Below are 14,360 nucleotides of genomic sequence, written 5' to 3'. Positions count from 1 at the left end.
GCGGCCCCGTTTTGCCTTTGGGCTACCATCGACTGCGTCCATCCTCGGATCAAGCTGCCATGAAACTGACCTTCCTCGGTGCCGGTGCCTGGGGCACCGCCCTCGCCAGCCATGCCGCGGCCGCCAATGACGTGGTGCTGTGGGGGCGCGACCCCGCGCAACTCGCGGCCATCGCGGCCACGCGTGAGAACGCCGCCTACCTGCCCGGCGTGACGCTGTCCGAGAGGCTGGCGGTGCAGGCAGACTTCGAGCAGGCCGTGGCGCATGCCGCCGACGATGCCGACGGCATCGTGGTGGTGGCCACCCCGGTGGCGGGCCTGCGCGAGATGACGCGCCGGCTGGCCGCGCGCGGCGCCAGGCCGGTGTCGATGCTGTGGCTGTGCAAGGGCTTCGAGTCCGGCACCCACCTGCTGCCGCACCAGATGGTGCGGGCCGAACTCGACGCCGCCGGGCGCACCGAGGGCTTTGCCTACGGCGTGCTGACCGGCCCCAGCTTCGCGCGCGAGGTGGCGCTGGGGCTGCCGTGCGCGCTGACCGTGGCAGGCAACGAGCCGTCGCTGGCCGAACGCGCGCAGGCGGCCTTCCACCATCATGCGATGCGCATCTACGGCAGCGACGACCTGACCGGCGTGGAAGTCGGCGGTGCGGTCAAGAACGTGCTGGCCATTGCCACCGGCGCCAGCGACGGGCTGGGCCTGGGCCTGAACGCGCGCGCCGCGCTGGTGACGCGCGGGCTGGCCGAAATGACGCGCCTGGGGCTGGCGCTGGGCGGCCGGGTCGAGACCTTCATGGGCCTGGCCGGCGTGGGCGACCTGATCCTGACCGCCACCGGCGACCTGTCGCGCAACCGCAAGGTCGGCCAGCAGCTGGCGGCGGGGCAGAGCCTGGAGCAGATCCTGGCCGGTCTGGGCCACGTCGCCGAGGGCGTGCGCTGCGCCCAGGCTGTGGCAGAGCTAGCCTCGGCTTACGGTGTCGAGATGCCGATCGCCCGCGCGGTCTGCGCGGTGCTGTTCGACGGGCTGAGCGCCGCCGATGCGGTGGCGCAGCTGCTGCAGCGCGACGCGCGCGACGAATGATGACTCGCGTATCCAACTTCTGATCCTCCGCACCGCATGCCCACACGACGACAAGCGCTGATCGCGCTGGCTGCCGCCTGCGCCGCCGGGACTTCCGGCGGCGTCTTCGCCCAACCCTGGCCCGCGCGGCCGATCCGCATGGTGGTGCCGTTCCCGCCGAGCTCATCGCCCGACCTGATCGCGCGCATCGTGACCGAAAAGCTGGCCGCCGCGCTGGGCCAGCCGGTGGTGGTGGAAAACCGTCCCGGCGCCGGCGGCAATATCGGCACCGGCATGGTGGCGCGCGCCGCTCCGGATGGCTACACCCTGCTGTTCACCATCAACGGCCCGCTGGTGACCGCGCCGACGCTGTCGCGCAACCTGAACTACGACCCGTTCCGCCAGCTGGCGCCGGTCACGCTGGTGGCGACCTCGCCCAACGTGCTGGTGGTGGATGCACGCCTGCCGGTGCACAACCTGCGCGAGTTCGTCGCGCTGGCACGGGCCAAGCCGGGTGAGTTGAACTATGGCTCGCCCGGCAACGGCAGTGCCTCGCACCTGGCGATGGAGCAACTCAAGGCGATGGCGGGCATCGACCTGCAGCACGTGCCATACCCCGGCTTCCCGCAGATCACCACGGCGATGGTGGGCGGGCAGGTGCAGGCGGGTTTCATGGTGCCGGCGATCGCGATGCCGCAGGTCAACGCGGGCAAGCTGCGCGTGCTGGCCGTGACCACGACGGGGCGCACGGCGGTGTTGCCGTCGGTGCCGACAGTGGCGGAATCCGGCTACCCGGGCTTCGAGGCGATTTCCTGGCAGGCGGTGCTGGCGCCGGCGGGCACGCCGCAGGCTGTGATCGACCGGCTCTACCGCGAGCTGGTGGCGATCATCGGCAGCGCCGACGTGCGCGACAAGATGCGCGCGCAGTATTTCGTGCCGGCCGGCACCGCGCCGGCCTCGCTGCGCCAGACCATGGTGAGCGAGAAGGCGCGCTGGGACAAGGTGATCCGCGCCGCCGGCGTGCAGCCGGAGTAGGCGCTGGCCGGGCGGCTCAGCTGCCGCCTTCGAACCCGTTCTGGCGCCACGCCTCGAACACCACCACGGCGACCGTGTTCGACAGGTTCAGGCTGCGGTTGTCGGGCCGCATCGGCAGCCGGATGCGCTGCGCGGGCGGGAACCAGTCGCGCCGCTCCGGCGATAGCCCGCGTGTTTCGGAACCGAACACGAACCAGTCCCCGGGGCGGAACGCCACCTCGCCGAACGGTGTCGAGCCGCGCGTGGTCAGCGCGAACATGCGCGCCGGGTCGGGCTGCTCGCTGGCCATCAGCGCGTCCCAGCTTTCATGCACGCGCATGGTGGCGTACTCGTGGTAATCCAGTCCCGCGCGGCGCATGCGCGCGTCTTCCAGCGGAAAACCCAGGGGTTTGACCAGGTGCAGCTGCGCTCCGGTGTTGGCGCACAGGCGGATCACATTGCCGGTATTGGGCGGGATTTCCGGTTCGACCAGGACGACGTTGAACATGATGCGGGGGATGGCGGGCGCACTGCGCCCTTCGTCAGAACGGTGCGCAGCTTACCGCGCGCACCGGCCACTGTCATCCAAAGCTACGGCGTGCGCAGCGCGACGATCACGCTGACGCGAGCCGCGCCATGCGCCTTGAGCACGCCGGCGGCCTCGTGCAGGGTGGCGCCGGAGGTCATCACATCGTCTACCAGCGCCACGTGCATGCCGTCCAGCCGCGCGGCGCGCGCCAGCCTGAAGGCGCCGCGCAGGTTCACCTGACGGGCGGCCAGGTCCAGCGCACGCTGGCTGCCGGTGTCGCGCTGGCGCTGCAGCAGCACCGGGTCGGCGCGCAGGCCCAGGTGGCGCGCCAGCGGCCGCGCGATTTCCCAGGCCTGGTTGAAGCCGCGCGCGGCCAGCCGCTGTGGCGACAGCGGGATCGGCGCCAGCAGGTCGGGCGCGGGCTGTCGGGCCCAGGCCCCCTGCAGTCCCGCGGCCAGCCTGGCCGCGAGCCAACCCGCCAGCGGCAGGGCGTGGCCGAACTTGAGCGCCAGCACCAGCTGGTCCTGCGGCGAAGCGTAGTCGCCCAGCGTGTGGGCTTGGTCGTAGGCCGGGGGCGATGCCGCGCAGGCCGGGCAGTGGAAGTGGCGCCCCTGCGCCAGCGCGCAGGCGGGGCAGCGCCGCACCGGGCGCAGCAAGTCGGCGGCACAGGGCGCGCAGACCACCTGCCGCTGCACCGCGCCGCACAGCGCGCAGGCGCTTGGCAGCAGCAGTTCGGCGGCGCCGGCCAGCGCCTTGCCGGCGGCGCCGGCAGCCAGCGCGGCGCGCGCGTATACTTGCCGTCCGGCCGCGGCCCATCGGGCGCGGCGGCCGCATTCATCCGGCGCTCGGGCCTGATCCTGTATCTGTCCCCGCGCCGGTTCCTGGTTTTCTTGCTGCCCTGTCTGCCCGTGTCCCTGCATGCCGCTGATTCCCCCGATGCCTTCCTGCCGCCCGCGCGCCTGACCCGGCTCGCCTTCGACCGGCGCAGCCGCGGCTTCGGCCAGCTGGACTTCCTGCTGGGCGAGATCGGCCGCCGCATGCAGGAGCGCATGGAAGTGATCCGCCTGGCGCCGCAGCGCGCGCTGGATATCGGCTGCGGCCACGGCCAGGGCCTGGCCGGGCTGCGCGCGCGCTTCCCGGATGCGCAGATTGCCGGACTGGACATCTCCGGCGCGATGCTGGCCGAGGCCGGCCAGCGCGACCCGCAGCGCCGGCCCGGCTGGATCGGCCGCATGCTGGGCAAGCGGCCGCTCTTTGACCTGGTCCAGGGCGATCTTGCCACACTGCCTTTTGCGCCCGCGAGCTTCGACCTGCTGTGGTCCAACCTGGCGCTGCACTGGCATCCGGAGCCGCACCGCGTGTTCCCGGAGTGGCACCGCGTGGCGCGCGACGAAGGGCTGGTGCTGTTCTCGCTGTTCGGCCCGGACACCCTGAAGGAGCTGCGCGCGGCCTTTGCCGAAGTCGACCAGGCACCCCATACGTTGCGCTTTGTCGACATGCACGATATCGGCGACATGCTGGTGCACAGCGGCTGGTCCACCCCGGTGATGGACATGGAGACGCTGACCGTGACCTACGAGTCCCCCGCCACGCTGCTGCGCGAGGTGCAGGCCTTCGGCGGCCTGCGCGGGCCGGTCGGGTCGCTGCCGCAGGGCCTGCGCGGCCGCGGCTGGTACCAGGCGCTGGCGCAGGCGCTGGAGCGGCGGCGCAACGCCGACGGCGTGATCCCGCTGACCTTCGAGATCGTCTACGGCCACGCCTGGAAGCTGGCCCCGCGTGGCGGCCAGGCGGTCGACGACCAGGGCCGCGCGGTGGTGCCGCTGGACCAGATCGGCCGTGCAAGGCCGCGTCGGACAAGTTAAAACAGAGTTAACTTGCGCCGGTGCTGGATTGCCGCAAACATAGCGCCGGCGCGGCGGGCAGGGCGATGGCGGGGCCCTTCCCTATGCACAGAATCAAGCAGCGCGCAAGCCGTCCGGTCAAGGCGCGCCCTTGTCCGTGTATGGGAAGCGCCCTATAATGCGCCAGTTTGTCGCAGTGGTCCCCTGGCACAAGAACGTCCTGGTTTTGCACTTGCACTGTGCGGCCCGGACGCCATCGTCCCGGGTGTGCATCCGATGCAGAGTGGTTGGCGATGCAAGACTTGGGTATCGCATTCCAGACGGCAGGTGGTGACTCCGGCGGAAATCTCGACGGACCTCCCCCCGCGCCCCACGACTGGCTGATGAAGCGGAATTGCTCGCTGAGTCCACGCCAGGTCGGCTGGTTTTACCTCTCGATCCTCACGGTTTCGCTTGCCATCGCGTTGTTTTTTGCGTGGCAAGGGTCCTGGCTCGTACTGCCGTTCGCGAGCATCGAGCTGATCGGGCTGGGCATCGCACTGCTGGTGTATGCGCGCCATGCGACAGACTATGAGCGCGTCAGCATCACCGACGGCACGCTGGTCGTGGAGACAGCCAGCGCCGGACGGGTGACGCGTCAGGAATTCAATCCGCGCTGGGTGCGGATCGAACTGGGTGAATCGTTCCGCGCGCTGGTGACGCTGCGCTCGGGCGGGCGTGAGGTACAGGTGGGGTGTCACGTGGACCCGTACCGGCGACGCAAGTTCGCGCAGGAGCTCGCAGCGGCCTTGCGCCGCCTCTGAGAGGCGGCGGTGGCGGCGGCGGGGACAGATTTGAATCTGTAAATTGGGTAGATAACAAATGAAAATGTGGAAGAAGGCATCCGCAGTTTGTCTGGCCGGCGCGTCCCTGCTTGCCAGCCAGGCGGCGTCCGCGGTCAGCGACATGCCGGGCGGCCCCGCCGTGCGCCAGCTCAACCTGACCGAGCCGGTTACCAAGATCGCCGAACAGATTCACTGGCTGAACTGGATGATGTTGATCATGTGCACGGTGATCTTCGTCGCGGTATTCAGCGTGATGTTTTATTCCGTCTTCAAGCACCGCAAGGCCAAGGGTGCCAAGCCGGCTGCCTTCCACGAGAGCATCACGGTCGAAGTGATCTGGACCATCGTCCCGTTCATCATCGTGATTGCGATGGCCCTGCCGGCCACCAAGACCGTGGTGGCGATGAAGGACACCACCAACTCCGACATCACCATCAAGGCCACCGGCTACCAGTGGAAGTGGGGCTATGACTACCTGAAGGGCGAAGGCGAAGGCATCTCCTTCGTGTCGACCCTGACCACCCCGCGCGAGCAGATCAACAACGAGCAGCCCAAGTCGAATACCTACCTGATGGAGGTGGACAACGAGCTGGTCGTGCCGGTCAACAAGAAGATCCGCATCGTCACCACCGCCAACGACGTGATCCACGCCTGGATGATCCCGGCCTTCGGCGTCAAGCAGGATGCGATCCCCGGCTTCGTGCGCGACACCTGGTTCAAGGCCGAGAAGATCGGCGTGTACCGCGGCCAGTGCGCCGAGCTGTGCGGCAAGGAGCACGCCTTCATGCCGATCGTGGTGCGCGTGGTCTCGGACGCCGACTACACCAAGTGGGTCGACGGCAAGAAGAAGGAGCTGGCGGCCAAGGCCGACGATCCCAACAAGACCTGGACGCTGGACGAGTCGAAGGTGCGTGGCGAGAAGGTCTACGCCGCCAACTGCGCGGTCTGCCACCAGCCCAACGGCAAGGGCGGTGGCGCCTTCCCGGCGCTGGACGGCTCCAAGCTGGTCAATGGCCCCAAGGCCGGCCAGATGCACATCATGCTGGAAGGCAAGGCTGCCATGCCGTCGTGGAAGCAGCTCTCGGACACCGAGCTGGCCGCGGTCATGACCTATACGCGCAACGCCTGGAGCAACAAGACGGGTGAAGTGGTCCAGCCGAGCGACTTCGTGGGCGCCCGTGCGGGCAAGTTCCCCGAGGGCGGCGGCGCGGCAGGCGGCGCAGCGCCGAAGGCCGAAGCCAAGCCGGCCGACAAGGCTGACAAGCAGGCCAGCCTCGCGGGCAACCGCGTCGCGGGCTGACCCGCTGAAGACAGAACAGGATTAGAGGAGCATTTGCGATGAGTACTGCTACCCCGGACGCGCTCGCCCATCCGCACGATCATGCGCATGACGACCACGCGCACGACCACCCGCATGGCTGGCGCCGCTGGCTGTTCGCGACCAACCACAAGGACATCGGTACGCTGTACCTGCTGTTCTCGTTCATCATGCTGCTGTCGGGCGGCTTGCTGGCACTGCTGATCCGCCTGGAGCTGTTCGAGCCGGGCCTGCAGTTCTTCCGCCCCGAGCTGTTCAACCAGTTCACCACCATGCACGGTCTGGTGATGGTGTTCGGCGCGATCATGCCGGCCTTCGTCGGCTTCGCCAACTGGATGATCCCGCTGCAGATCGGCGCGTCCGACATGGCGTTCGCGCGCATGAACAACTTCAGCTTCTGGCTGATGCCGCCGGCCGCGCTGCTGCTGGCCGGCTCGTTCCTGGTCCCGGGCGGCGCCACCGCCGCCGGCTGGACCCTGTACGCGCCGCTGTCGGTGCAGATGGGCCCGGGCATGGACATGGCCATCTTCGCGATGCACATCATGGGTGCGTCGTCGATCATGGGCTCGATCAACATCATCGTGACCATCCTCAACATGCGCGCCCCGGGCATGACGCTGATGAAGATGCCGATGTTCTGCTGGACCTGGCTGATCACCGCCTACCTGCTGATCGCCGTGATGCCCGTGCTGGCCGGCGCCATCACCATGGTGCTGACCGACCGCCATTTCGGCACGAGCTTCTTCTCGGCCGCCGGTGGTGGTGACCCGGTGATGTACCAGCACATCTTCTGGTTCTTCGGCCACCCCGAGGTGTACATCATGATCCTGCCGGCGTTCGGGATCGTCTCGCAGGTGGTGCCGGCGTTTGCCCGCAAGCGCCTGTTCGGCTACAGCTCGATGGTGTACGCCACCGCCTCGATCGCCATCCTGTCGTTCATCGTGTGGGCCCACCACATGTTCACGACCGGCATGCCGGTGACCGGCCAGCTGTTCTTCATGTACGCGACCATGCTGATCGCGGTGCCCACCGCCGTGAAGATCTTCAACTGGATCGCCACCATGTGGCGCGGCTCGATGACCTTCGAGACCCCGATGCTGTTCTCGATCGGCTTCATCTTCGTGTTCACCATCGGCGGCTTCACCGGCCTGATGCCGGCCGTGGCCCCGATCGACATCCAGCTGCAGGACACCTACTTCATTGTGGCGCACTTCCACTATGTGCTGGTGGCCGGCTCGCTGTTCGCGCTGTTCGCGGGCTTCTACTACTGGGGTCCGAAGTGGAGCGGTTTCATGTACAACGAAACCCGCGGCCAGATCCACTTCTGGGGGTCGATCATCTTCTTCAACGTGACCTTCTTCCCGATGCACTTCCTGGGCCTGGCCGGCATGCCGCGTCGCTATGCCGACTACCCGACCCAGTTCGCTGACTTCAATGCGATCGCGTCGATCGGTGCGCTGGGCTTCGGCCTGATGCAGGTGTACTTCTTCTTCTTCGTGGTGCTGCCGTCGTACCGCGGTGGCGAGAAGGCCGCCGACAAGCCCTGGGATGGCGCAGAGGGCCTGGAGTGGACCGTGCCGTCGCCGGCGCCGTTCCACACCTTTGAAGTTCCCCCGCAGGTCCGCTAAGGCGCGGCCAGCGTAATCAGGCAGCGGGAGGCGGCAGCGTCGCCTCCCGCGCCGGCAAGCAACAGAAGCAGCTATGCAGTCTCCAGACAAAAGCCCATCACGCCCGGACCAGAAGGCCGCCAACCGGCGCCTTGGCCTGATCCTGCTGTCGATCGTGGTGGTTTTCTTTCTGGGGTTCTTCGCCAAGATGATGTTTCTTGGCTGAGGCGGCAGGGTAGCGAGATGAGCATCGACCAGCAGGCTGGCAGGGAAGCGGACAAGCGGTTCAACCGCGGCATGATGCTGCGCCTGGTCGTGATCGTGGCCGTGATGTTCGGCTTCGGCTATGCGCTGGTGCCGCTGTACAAGAAGATCTGCGAGATCACCGGCATCAACGTGATCACCACGCGCGAGCTGCACGGCGCGGTGAAGAACACGCAGGTCGACAAGAGCCGCACCATCACGGTGGAGTTCGACTCCAACGCGCGCGGGCCCTTCGCCTTCCGGCCGGTGAAGAACAGCATGGAAGTGCATCCGGGCGAGATGGCGACGATCGTCTACGAGGTGGCCAACGGACAGCCGCGCGATATTTCGGCGCAGGCCATCCCGAGCTACGCGCCCAAGCAGGCGACCCAGTATTTCATGAAGCTGGAGTGCTTCTGCTTCAAGCAGCAGACGCTCAAGGCGAAAGAGGCGCGCGAGATGCCGGTGGTGTTCGTGATCGATCCCGCGCTGCCCAAGGATGTGAAGAATATTACGCTGTCGTACACCTTCTTCGAGGTGGGTGCGCCGGTGGCGCAGGCGCCCGAGGGCCAGCTGGCGCCGCAGCCGGCAACGGCCGGCAAGGGCATCTGAGGCGGCCGCGGTGCATGCCGGGGCGGAGGAGGACGGGCAATGGATGAGATGAAGGACGCGGTCAAGCGCAAGATGTCGTTCGGGCAGACCATGCGCGCGGTGCTGTGGTCGTTCATCGGCCTGCGCAAAGGCGCCGAGCACGAGCGCGACATGGCCCGGCTGAACCCGGTGCATGTGGTGATCGCCGGAGTGATCGCGGCGGCCATCTTCATCGCGGTGCTGGTGCTCATCGTGCGCACCGTGGTGGGGCAGGCAGCGGGATAGCAGGGCAGGAAGGGTAGACAACAAAAGCAGTCGCAGAACAAAGCAACCGCGGCGGCGGGGCTGGCCCGGAGGAGGGGACGGCCCGCAGTGCCAAAGCGCGGATCACGAATACTGAATCAAAGACTCTGAGCTGGAGATAAAAGAATGAGTGCGAATCGCGCAAACGCTCCGTACTACTTCGTACCGGGCCCGTCGCGCCACCCGATCACGGCAAGCTTCGGCCTGCTGATGACGGGCGCGGGTGCCGCCGGTTGGGTAAACGGGCAGCCCTGGGCGCCGTACCTGTGCGGCCTCGGCCTGCTGTGGTTCCTGTTCGTGCTCAAGAGCTGGTTTGGCGACGCCATCAGCGAGTCCGAAGGCGGCATGTACGGCAAGAACATCGACCTGTCGTTCCGCTGGTCGATGGGCTGGTTCATCTTCTCGGAGGTGATGTTCTTCGCGGCCTTCTTCGGCGCGCTGTTCTATGCCCGCACCATCGCCATGCCGTGGCTGGGCGACCTGAACAACAAGATCCTGTGGCCCGACTTTGCCGCGGTATGGCCCAACACCGGCCCGGCCGGCGTGGTGGAAAGCTTCCAGACCATGGGTCCGTGGCCAATCCCGACCATCAACACCGCGCTGCTGCTGATGTCCGGCCTGACGCTGACCTGGGCGCACCACGCGCTGCTGGCCGGCAAGCGCAGCCAGCTGATTCAGGGCCTGTCGCTGACCATCCTGCTGGGCGCGGTCTTCATGTGCTTCCAGGTGTACGAGTACATGCACGCCTACTCGGAACTGAACCTGAAGCTGACCTCGGGCATCTACGGCTCGACCTTCTTCCTGCTGACCGGCTTCCACGGCTTCCACGTGACCATGGGCGCGATCATGCTGGCCGTGGTGCTGGTCCGCGTGCTGAAGGGCCACTTCACGCCTGACCACCACTTTGCATTCGAAGGCGCCGCCTGGTACTGGCACTTCGTTGACGTGGTGTGGCTGTTCCTCTACGTCGTGGTGTACTGGCTGTAAATCCGGCTGCCGTACCCGCCGGCGCGCCCCCCGGGGGCCGCCGGCGCCAACGCAAAAGAGAAACGCCGCAGGAGGTTGTCCAGCCTGCGGCGTTTGTCTTTTGCGGGCCTGGTGCCCGCGTCCTGGCGTTCAGGGTGCCATGCGGATGCCCGTGCTGTGGATCCAGCCCATCCAGTTCGAGAACAGGATGAACAGGAACAGCGCCATCGAGAACCCGACGCGCAGCATCAGCGAGCGCATCATGTTGGGCGTCGTGCCGCGGTCGCGCATCATGAAGAACAGGGCGGAGGCCAGGCTGGCGATGATCAGGATGAAGGCAACGATGATGACAAAGCGCATGGCGGGGCAGGTCGGGGCCAGGAGCGACGGAAAGACCCATTATCGCACCAGCCCGTTGCCGCTGGCCGCTGCACTGGTGATGATCGCCGTGACCTGCGCGCTGGGCAACTGGCAGCTCAACCGCGCGCACGACAAGGAGGCGCGCGCGGCGCGGCTGCAGGCGCTGTCGGCGCAGCCGCCGGTGGTGCTGGGCACGGCCCCGCTGCCGCAAGTTGTGACCGACCGCACGGTCCGCGTGACCGGGCGCTTTGACACGGCCCGCACCGTCTTGCTGGATAATCGCCCCCACGGCAATGGCAGCAGCCCCGGGGATAGCCGCGCCGGCTTCCTGGTGCTGACGCCGCTGCGGATTTCAGCCGCCTCGCCGGCGCCCGCAGGTGCCGCCGGCGCCATGCAGGCGGTGCTGGTGCTGCGCGGCTGGCTGCCGCGCGATGCCCAGGACCGCACCCGGATTGCGCCGTTCCCCACGCCCGAGGGCGAGGTAACGATCGAAGGCACGGCACTGGCGGCCGTGCCGCGGGTCTATAGCCTGGGCCAGGACGCCGCCGGCAGCAAGATCCGCCAGAACCTGGACCTCGCTGCCTATGCGGCTGAAACCGGCCTGGCGCTGCACCCGCTGGTGCTGGAGCAGCGCAGCGACAGCGGCGATGGCCTGGCGCGCGACTGGGCCCCGGCCGACCTGGGCGCGGACCGGCACTACGGCTATGCCTTCCAGTGGTTCGGGCTGGCCGCGCTGACGGTGGTGCTGGTGGTCGTGCTGGGCTGGCGCCGCGCGCGCCGGGTGGCAGCACCGTAACTCGAATGAACCGGGCGCATGCGCTCGCCGAAGACAAAGGACAGACGTACTCCATGGCACAGCAAGACTCCGCCCCGGCCGCCGCGGCCTCGCCGCCGGATACCCGCATCGATGCGCGCACGCGCCGTGGCCGCCTGCAGATGCTGATGCTGTTGCTGGTGTGCGCGTCGCCGGTGATCGCCTCTTACTTCACCTATTACGTCATCAAGCCGCGTGGCGGCGCCACCAACTACGGCGCGCTGGTCGACCCGCAGCGGCCGATGCCGCCGGTGCGCGTCACCGATGAGCAGGGCCGGGCCGTGCCGCTGGAGCAGTTCCGCGGCAAGTGGCTGCTGGTGACCACCGACCCGTCCGCCTGCGACGAGGCCTGCGCGAAGAAGCTCTTCACCATCCGCCAGATCCGCGCCGGGCAGGGCCAGGACCGCGAACGCATCGTGCCGGTGTGGCTGGTGACCGACGACGGCAAGATCGACGAGCGCCTGAACGCCGCCTACAACGAGCCCTACGCGGGTGTGCGCTTCCTGCGCATCGACCGCCAGGCCGCGCAGCAGTGGCTGCCGGCCGAACCCGGCAAGCGCGCCGAGGACACCCTGTTCCTGGTCGACCCGCTGGGCAACCTGATGATGCGTTTCCCGCAGGATCCGGACCCCAAGAAGATGAGCGGCGACCTGAAGAAGCTGCTCAAGGTCTCGCGCATCGGCTAAAGGGGACGGCATGCTGCTGCAACTGGCCATCATCGGCATCCTGATCGCGCTGTTCCCGCTGTCCTACGTGCTGGTGAAGGGGGACCGCAACAAATACCGCAAGCTCGCCTGGATCACGGCGTTCCTGACGCTGGACCTGATCATGTTCGGCAGCTTCACGCGCCTGACCGACTCCGGCCTGGGCTGCCCCGACTGGCCCGGCTGCTACGGGCACTCCAACCCGCACGCCGCGATGGAGCCGATCCGCGCGGCCGAGACCGCGCTGCCCAGCGGCCCGGTGACGCTGGCCAAGGCGTGGATCGAGATGATCCACCGCTACTTCGCCATGGCGGTCGGGGTGCTGATCATCACGCTGATGGTGCTGGCGTGGGTCAAGCGGCGCGAGCTGAAGCAGTCGCCGTGGTTCGCCACCGGGGTGCTGCTGCTGGTGTGCGTGCAGGGTGCGTTCGGCGCTTTCACCGTGACCCTGAAGCTGCAGCCGATCATTGTGGTCACGCACCTGATGCTGGGCATGGCTCTGCTGGCCGTGCTGATCCAGCTGGGCTCGCGCAACGATCCGCCGCACCCGGTCGCGGCGCGGGCCGCGCGGCTGCGCTGGCCGGTGCGCATCGGCCTGCTGCTGCTGGTGATCCAGATCTTCCTGGGGGGCTGGGTCAGCACCAACTACGCGGTGCTGGCCTGCACCGACTTCCCGCTGTGCAATGGCCAGCTGGTGCCCGAGATGGATTTCCGCCACGGCTTCACCCTGTGGCGCCAGCTGGGCATGACCGCCGATGGCGACTACATCCCGCACGCGGCGCTGGTGGCGATCCACTGGGTGCACCGCGGCTTTGCCTTTGTCGTGCTGGGCTACCTGGCGTGGCTTGGCCTGCGCGCGCGCAGGCTTGAAGGGCTCGCGCGCGCGGCCGGCTGGCTGCTGGCCACGCTGGTGCTGCAACTGGCCACCGGGATGTCCAATATCGTGTTCGACTGGCCGCTGGTGGCCGCGGTTGCGCACAACGGCGGCGCGGCGCTGCTCCTGCTGCTGCTGGTCCGCCTCCACTACAATACAGGGCTCGCAGGGCTCACCATGCGGGCCGCCGGCGCCCCCGCTGCCGTGCCGAACGCCGCCCGCGCCACATGAAAGACAAGACCCCTTCCGTGGTTACCGCTACCCACCCCCATTCGCTGGGCAAGTTGAGCCGGATACGGCACCTTGCCCGACAATATGCCGCCCTGACCAAGCCGCGCGTGACGCAGCTGGCCGTGTTCTGCGCCATCATCGGCATGTTCCTCGCCACGCCCGGCATGGTGCCGTGGCGCGTGCTGATCGGCGGCGCCGCCGGCATCTGGCTGCTGGCCGGTGCGGCCTTTGCCATCAATTGCCTGGTCGAGCAGAAGATCGATGCGCTGATGCGCCGCACCGCGTGGCGCCCGTCGGCCACCGGCGAGATCACCACGCCGCAGACCCTGGTGTTCTCCGCCATCCTGGGCGGCGCCGGCATGTGGCTGCTGCACGTCTACGCCAACGACCTGACGATGTGGCTGACCTTTGCCACCTTCCTCGGCTACGCGGTGGTCTACACCATCCTGCTCAAGCCGGCCACGCCGCAGAACATCGTGATCGGCGGGCTCTCGGGGGCGATGCCGCCGGCGCTGGGCTGGGCCGCGGTGGCGGGCGAGGTACCTGCCGAGGCCTGGTTCCTGGTGCTGATCATCTTCACCTGGACCCCGCCGCACTTCTGGGCCCTGGCGCTGTACCGCCGCGCCGACTACGCCAAGTCCGGCCTGCCGATGCTGCCGATCACGCACGGCGAGCGCTACACGCTGCTGCATATCCTGCTGTACACGCTGATCATGATCGCCGCGACGCTGCTGCCCTTTGTCTACGGCATGAGCGGCTATATCTACCTGGCGGCCGCGCTGGCGCTGGGCGCGGGTTTCTTGGCCTACGCCTGGAAGATGTACCGCAACTATTCGGACGAGCTGGCGCAGCGCACCTTCCGCTTCTCGATCCTGTACCTGTCGCTGCTGTTCGCCGCGCTGCTGGTCGACCACTACTTCAAGTTCGTGCCGCAGGTCTGACCTGTGGCCGACCGGCTGCGGCATCTTGTCGCGGCCGGCGCAGCGTGGCGGCACGATCGGCGATACTGCGTGATGTCGCCGCCCTCCGGTGCCGCTGTTTCCTCCCACCCCTGACCGGTTTCCGCCGCATGCCCCGCCTAAGCCC

17 protein-coding genes are annotated in these 14,360 nt (G+C 67.9%); 14 read left to right on the top strand and 3 right to left on the bottom strand.

Annotated elements, in window-relative coordinates; genetic code table 11:
* Window positions 1-59: 59 nt before the first annotated feature.
* Together AC3WRI_RS29005 and AC3WRI_RS29000 are read left to right on the top strand one after the other, a co-directional pair.
* Window positions 60-1,076, top strand: coding sequence for an NAD(P)H-dependent glycerol-3-phosphate dehydrogenase (locus AC3WRI_RS29005; protein ID WP_011614462.1), 1,017 nt, complete (start codon window positions 60-62; stop codon window positions 1,074-1,076).
* 36 nt (window positions 1,077-1,112) lie between these two features.
* The gene (locus tag AC3WRI_RS29000) at window positions 1,113-2,090 is read left to right on the top strand and encodes a Bug family tripartite tricarboxylate transporter substrate binding protein (RefSeq protein ID WP_492294588.1); all 978 of its coding nucleotides are present in this window, start codon (window positions 1,113-1,115) and stop codon (window positions 2,088-2,090) included.
* 16 nt (window positions 2,091-2,106) lie between these two features.
* Here the strand turns inward: AC3WRI_RS29000 and trmL are convergent, their stop codons facing one another.
* Both trmL and AC3WRI_RS28990 read right to left on the bottom strand, forming a co-directional pair.
* Window positions 2,107-2,577, bottom strand: a complete 471-nt coding sequence (gene trmL / locus AC3WRI_RS28995) for a tRNA (uridine(34)/cytosine(34)/5-carboxymethylaminomethyluridine(34)-2'-O)-methyltransferase TrmL (RefSeq protein WP_011614463.1) — start codon at window positions 2,575-2,577, stop codon at window positions 2,107-2,109.
* An 83-nt stretch (window positions 2,578-2,660) separates the two neighbouring features.
* The gene (locus tag AC3WRI_RS28990; RefSeq protein WP_011614464.1) at window positions 2,661-3,518 is read right to left on the bottom strand and encodes a ComF family protein; all 858 of its coding nucleotides are present in this window, start codon (window positions 3,516-3,518) and stop codon (window positions 2,661-2,663) included.
* Here AC3WRI_RS28990 and AC3WRI_RS28985 point away from each other — a divergent pair.
* From AC3WRI_RS28985 to AC3WRI_RS28950, 8 genes are all read left to right on the top strand, one after another.
* Window positions 3,507-4,460: a methyltransferase domain-containing protein gene (locus AC3WRI_RS28985; RefSeq protein ID WP_210401234.1), complete on the top strand. Its 954-nt coding sequence runs from the start codon at window positions 3,507-3,509 to the stop codon at window positions 4,458-4,460. The two genes, AC3WRI_RS28990 and AC3WRI_RS28985, sit on opposite strands and share 12 nt — an antisense overlap.
* Window positions 4,461-4,732: 272 nt before the next feature.
* Window positions 4,733-5,242 carry a DUF2244 domain-containing protein gene (locus AC3WRI_RS28980; RefSeq protein WP_011614466.1) on the top strand — a complete coding sequence of 170 codons (510 nt, stop codon included), beginning with the start codon at window positions 4,733-4,735 and terminating at the stop codon, window positions 5,240-5,242.
* 58 nt (window positions 5,243-5,300) lie between these two features.
* Window positions 5,301-6,563 carry a cytochrome c oxidase subunit II gene (gene coxB / locus AC3WRI_RS28975; RefSeq protein WP_011614467.1) on the top strand — a complete coding sequence of 421 codons (1,263 nt, stop codon included), beginning with the start codon at window positions 5,301-5,303 and terminating at the stop codon, window positions 6,561-6,563.
* A 38-nt stretch (window positions 6,564-6,601) separates the two neighbouring features.
* Window positions 6,602-8,209 (top strand): cytochrome c oxidase subunit I, encoded by a 1,608-nt coding sequence (gene ctaD / locus AC3WRI_RS28970; RefSeq protein ID WP_010814820.1) that lies wholly within the window; start codon window positions 6,602-6,604, stop codon window positions 8,207-8,209.
* Between the two features lie 73 nt (window positions 8,210-8,282).
* Window positions 8,283-8,414, top strand: a complete 132-nt coding sequence (locus AC3WRI_RS28965; RefSeq protein WP_010814819.1) for a cytochrome oxidase small assembly protein — start codon at window positions 8,283-8,285, stop codon at window positions 8,412-8,414.
* 17 nt (window positions 8,415-8,431) lie between these two features.
* Entirely contained in the window at window positions 8,432-9,043 is a 612-nt protein-coding gene (locus tag AC3WRI_RS28960; protein WP_010814818.1) for a cytochrome c oxidase assembly protein, read from the top strand.
* Window positions 9,044-9,082: 39 nt separating this feature from the next.
* Complete coding sequence (locus AC3WRI_RS28955; protein ID WP_010814817.1) at window positions 9,083-9,307, top strand: DUF2970 domain-containing protein; 225 nt, start codon at window positions 9,083-9,085, stop codon at window positions 9,305-9,307.
* Between the two features lie 144 nt (window positions 9,308-9,451).
* Window positions 9,452-10,312, top strand: a complete 861-nt coding sequence (locus AC3WRI_RS28950; protein WP_010814816.1) for a cytochrome c oxidase subunit 3 — start codon at window positions 9,452-9,454, stop codon at window positions 10,310-10,312.
* 129 nt (window positions 10,313-10,441) lie between these two features.
* Here AC3WRI_RS28950 and AC3WRI_RS28945 read toward each other — a convergent pair whose 3' ends face one another.
* Window positions 10,442-10,651, bottom strand: coding sequence for a twin transmembrane helix small protein (locus tag AC3WRI_RS28945; protein ID WP_010814815.1), 210 nt, complete (start codon window positions 10,649-10,651; stop codon window positions 10,442-10,444).
* On the opposite strand from AC3WRI_RS28945, the gene AC3WRI_RS28940 reads away from it, so the two are divergent.
* From AC3WRI_RS28940 to cyoE, 4 genes are read left to right on the top strand one after another with little or no spacing between them, the layout of a single operon-like run.
* Window positions 10,650-11,447 (top strand): SURF1 family protein, encoded by a 798-nt coding sequence (locus tag AC3WRI_RS28940; protein WP_051398455.1) that lies wholly within the window; start codon window positions 10,650-10,652, stop codon window positions 11,445-11,447. The genes AC3WRI_RS28945 and AC3WRI_RS28940 overlap by 2 nt on opposite strands.
* A gap of 53 nt (window positions 11,448-11,500) precedes the next feature.
* Window positions 11,501-12,151 carry an SCO family protein gene (locus AC3WRI_RS28935; protein WP_010814813.1) on the top strand — a complete coding sequence of 217 codons (651 nt, stop codon included), beginning with the start codon at window positions 11,501-11,503 and terminating at the stop codon, window positions 12,149-12,151.
* A gap of 10 nt (window positions 12,152-12,161) precedes the next feature.
* Window positions 12,162-13,274: a COX15/CtaA family protein gene (locus AC3WRI_RS28930; protein WP_010814812.1), complete on the top strand. Its 1,113-nt coding sequence runs from the start codon at window positions 12,162-12,164 to the stop codon at window positions 13,272-13,274.
* Window positions 13,271-14,215 carry a heme o synthase gene (gene cyoE / locus AC3WRI_RS28925; protein WP_492294586.1) on the top strand — a complete coding sequence of 315 codons (945 nt, stop codon included), beginning with the start codon at window positions 13,271-13,273 and terminating at the stop codon, window positions 14,213-14,215. The genes AC3WRI_RS28930 and cyoE overlap by 4 nt, the downstream gene beginning before the upstream one ends.
* The last annotated feature ends 145 nt before the right edge of the window (window positions 14,216-14,360 follow it).

The organism is Cupriavidus sp. FW305-27 (assembly GCF_058787995.1).
This window is presented reverse-complemented; position numbering and strand designations above follow the sequence as displayed.

What these genes read in the sequence shown, in the direction of transcription:
- AC3WRI_RS29005 (WP_011614462.1), top strand. Translation starts at nt 60, where the DNA reads ATGAAACTGACCTTCCTCGGTGCCGGTGCCTGGGGCACCGCCCTCGCC.
- AC3WRI_RS29000 (WP_492294588.1), top strand. Translation starts at nt 1,113, where the DNA reads ATGCCCACACGACGACAAGCGCTGATCGCGCTGGCTGCCGCCTGCGCC.
- trmL (WP_011614463.1), bottom strand. Translation starts at nt 2,577, where the DNA reads ATGTTCAACGTCGTCCTGGTCGAACCGGAAATCCCGCCCAATACCGGC.
- AC3WRI_RS28990 (WP_011614464.1), bottom strand. Translation starts at nt 3,518, where the DNA reads ATGCAGGGACACGGGCAGACAGGGCAGCAAGAAAACCAGGAACCGGCG.
- AC3WRI_RS28980 (WP_011614466.1), top strand. Translation starts at nt 4,733, where the DNA reads ATGCAAGACTTGGGTATCGCATTCCAGACGGCAGGTGGTGACTCCGGC.
- coxB (WP_011614467.1), top strand. Translation starts at nt 5,301, where the DNA reads ATGAAAATGTGGAAGAAGGCATCCGCAGTTTGTCTGGCCGGCGCGTCC.
- ctaD (WP_010814820.1), top strand. Translation starts at nt 6,602, where the DNA reads ATGAGTACTGCTACCCCGGACGCGCTCGCCCATCCGCACGATCATGCG.
- AC3WRI_RS28965 (WP_010814819.1), top strand. Translation starts at nt 8,283, where the DNA reads ATGCAGTCTCCAGACAAAAGCCCATCACGCCCGGACCAGAAGGCCGCC.
- AC3WRI_RS28960 (WP_010814818.1), top strand. Translation starts at nt 8,432, where the DNA reads ATGAGCATCGACCAGCAGGCTGGCAGGGAAGCGGACAAGCGGTTCAAC.
- AC3WRI_RS28955 (WP_010814817.1), top strand. Translation starts at nt 9,083, where the DNA reads ATGGATGAGATGAAGGACGCGGTCAAGCGCAAGATGTCGTTCGGGCAG.
- AC3WRI_RS28950 (WP_010814816.1), top strand. Translation starts at nt 9,452, where the DNA reads ATGAGTGCGAATCGCGCAAACGCTCCGTACTACTTCGTACCGGGCCCG.
- AC3WRI_RS28940 (WP_051398455.1), top strand. Translation starts at nt 10,650, where the DNA reads ATGGCGGGGCAGGTCGGGGCCAGGAGCGACGGAAAGACCCATTATCGC.
- AC3WRI_RS28945 (WP_010814815.1), bottom strand. Translation starts at nt 10,651, where the DNA reads ATGCGCTTTGTCATCATCGTTGCCTTCATCCTGATCATCGCCAGCCTG.
- AC3WRI_RS28935 (WP_010814813.1), top strand. Translation starts at nt 11,501, where the DNA reads ATGGCACAGCAAGACTCCGCCCCGGCCGCCGCGGCCTCGCCGCCGGAT.
- AC3WRI_RS28930 (WP_010814812.1), top strand. Translation starts at nt 12,162, where the DNA reads ATGCTGCTGCAACTGGCCATCATCGGCATCCTGATCGCGCTGTTCCCG.
- cyoE (WP_492294586.1), top strand. Translation starts at nt 13,271, where the DNA reads ATGAAAGACAAGACCCCTTCCGTGGTTACCGCTACCCACCCCCATTCG.